We start from the raw sequence: 2,766 nt of genomic DNA on the forward strand, positions 1-2,766 counted from the left end.
CCCGCGGCCGCGGCGAGCAGCGCCGCGGCCGCGGGTCTGGCCCAGGCCAAGCTCTGGCTCCCGGAGCCGCTGCAGCCCGTGGCCGACGGCTTCGCGGTCCTCATCCTCCTGCCCGCTCTGGTGATCGCCGCCGTCGGTGCCGTCTTCTCCGGCCGGGCCGCCCGCCTCGCGACATTCCTCGGCGAGACGTCCTACGCGGTCTACCTGACGCAGGGATCGATGATCATCGCCGCGGCCGGCGCGACGCAGTACCTGTTCAAGACCAAGATCGCCGACCTGTCGCCGCTGGCGGGCTTCGTCTTCGTCCCGATCTGCATCGGCGTCAGCTACGCCGTCTTCCGCCTGTTCGAGGCGCCCGCGCGACAGCTCTTCCGCACGCGCCTTCCCGCGGGACGCGCCGTGGGCGGCATGGCCAAGCGGACCTCCCCCTGAAGGAAGGGTCGTCCGCGGCCCTGTTCCGGCCCCTGCACGCCGCGGGCGTTTCAGACGGCTTCCGGGCGATCCCGTCGGCGTCTGCCCCGGTCGTTGCGGGGCGAAGCCGAAGCGGTCCGGGGTACGACGCCCCCGGAAGGCGCGCGCCCCGGACGGCGTTCGCCTCGCAAGGACGTCGGGAGAGACCGAACCGATCAGCCGGAAACGGTATCGGGGGACACGCGGCCGGCCGCCGATCCGCGGGACATGTCGCCGACCAACGGGCCGTCGATGTCCTGCGCGCCAGGCGGCGCCGATACGGCCCGCTCAGCGGGCCGCGGCGGCGATGGAGCCTGCCCCCAGGCTGAGATCGTAGAACAGTCCCGTCGTGTTGCGCGTGAGGCCGAGGAACTTGTTGATCTCGGTGGAGGGCGCCGTCGAGACGTAGATGATGTCCCGGTTGCGCATGAAGAACGCGTTCGAGAGGAACATGCCGTCGGCGCGGTTCAGGTCGACCGTATAGATGGTCGGCACCAGTTCGCTCGCGTATTTCGAGACGTCGACGCCCATCTCGGACAGGGTCCGCCGCGCCTCCATGCGGTAGATGAACACGGCGGACGGGTCCGCCCGCGCATCGTCGAGGCCGCCGGATTTGGCGATGGCTTCCGCGAGCGTCATGTTGTCGTTGTCGAAGGGGAAGCGCCGGTTGTTGATGCCGCCGACCGAACCCGGCGGCAGGGTGGCGCCGAGCGTGAGGAAGATCTTGGGCTCGCGCGAGATGTAGACCACGTCGCCGGCGGCGAGCTGGATGTTCTGGGCGGGGTTCTTGACCAGGCTCGTCATCAGAGCCTGCTCCGTGCGGGCGCCGCGCTGCACCGTGATCAGCGTCTCGTAAGCGGGGCTGCGCGGGCCGCCCGCGCGGGCGACCGCGCCGAGCACCCGCATCCCCCCGGGATCGAGCGAGAAGCGCGTCGGCAGGTTGACATCGCCGAGAACCGAGATGTCGTTGCCGCGGCGCTCCGCGATGGTCACCACGACCTGCGGCTCGATGGCCCGCTTGGCCAGACGCTGGGCGATCTCCCGGCCGACCTCGTCCGGCGTCATGCCGACGACGCGGATCGTGCCGGCATAGGGCGCGTTGATGGTGCCGCCGCCATCGACCTGCTGATTAGGCACCTGGACGAAGTTGCCGTTCCGGCTGCCCGATTCGTTGGGCAGGAACAGGCCGCCGGTCGAGGCCTCGAACACGGTGATCGCCAGAACGTCGCCGGGCGCGATGCGCGCCTGAGAGGCGCGGCCGCCGCTCACGAAACGGGTGAAGGCTGGAGTCGCGGCGCTCGTGCTGCGGTTGGTGGCCGAAAGTGCGGTCGGGCTGAGGGAAACGAGGGCGTAGCTCACCGATTCAGGGGTCGGCTCGATCGTGACGTCGGCGGAGGAGCGGACAGCGGACGCGATCGGGCCGTCCCGCGGCGTGACGGTGCAGGCCGTCCCGGCCGCAACAAGGCAGGCAGCGGCCAAGCTGCGTGCGAGAACACTGGGGTAGAACACTGACAGACGCCCCTGGGCACCGTTGCGTCCGAGCACCATTCAGGATCGGATCATACCAGACAAGGGCCCGAGCAGTTTTTAGCGTGGGTGTTGCAGCTCTGATATCAATTGCCCACCGCTGATCACAACAACCTGAAATACATGTGCCCAAAATCTCGGCAAAAACTTCGGCGACTACGCTTCTTCCGGAAAATCCGATTGATGCATATCGCACTGGATCGAGCCGAATCCGAAACATTGACCTCAAAAAACACCAAACAAAATCAAATAAACGTAGAACCTCAACTTCGAAACCTGCACGCAACCCAATGCCTCATTCCTGCGCAATGGCGGCGAAGATGATGAATCTTTGATCGCTCGGTCGGCGTCGCATCCACCGGGTGGGGCGAGATCACCGCGGCACGGATGTGCGATCGGCAATCGCACACGCCCAGGTTTCACACCTGCGGCGACCGCCTTGTTGCAGAAGCGCCACCGGATCCCGAGGTGAAGCGCCTCTCGACGCGATGGATGTCTCGATCCATCCTGCGCCCCGAAGAACGAGCCGGCAAAATCGAGCAGGTCTGCGGCGGCTCCGAAAAGGCATCGAGGGCCAGCGACATCCGCCCGATTCCGACAGCATTGCCTCCGACTGCCATCCGAGGCAAGTCCATGACAGATCTTCACCGGCATTCGATGAATGCGTGCTCACCGGGCCGAGAAAAAACCCTGTGATTTTGAATGATGCCGACAAATACGTATTTTTATTCGATACCCCAGCATATACTCGAAAACTCTCGGTTCATCCCCGCCCCGCGCCTCGTCGGA

Annotated in this window: 2 protein-coding genes; one reads left to right on the forward strand and one right to left on the reverse strand. The window is 66.2% G+C overall.

The features are described from left to right. Positions 1 to 432, forward strand: a 432-nt coding sequence (locus MFF42_RS25995) for an acyltransferase family protein (protein WP_238258843.1), incomplete at its 5' end; no start/stop codon positions are given. 306 nt (positions 433 to 738) lie between these two features. Here the strand turns inward: MFF42_RS25995 and MFF42_RS26000 are convergent. Continuing rightward, entirely contained in the window at positions 739 to 1,998 is a 1,260-nt protein-coding gene (locus MFF42_RS26000; protein ID WP_238258844.1) for a polysaccharide biosynthesis/export family protein, read from the reverse strand. Positions 1,999 to 2,766: the final 768 nt, after the last annotated feature.

The sequence above is a fragment of the Methylorubrum podarium genome (assembly GCF_022179745.1).
GTDB classification, from domain to species: domain Bacteria; phylum Pseudomonadota; class Alphaproteobacteria; order Rhizobiales; family Beijerinckiaceae; genus Methylobacterium; species Methylobacterium podarium.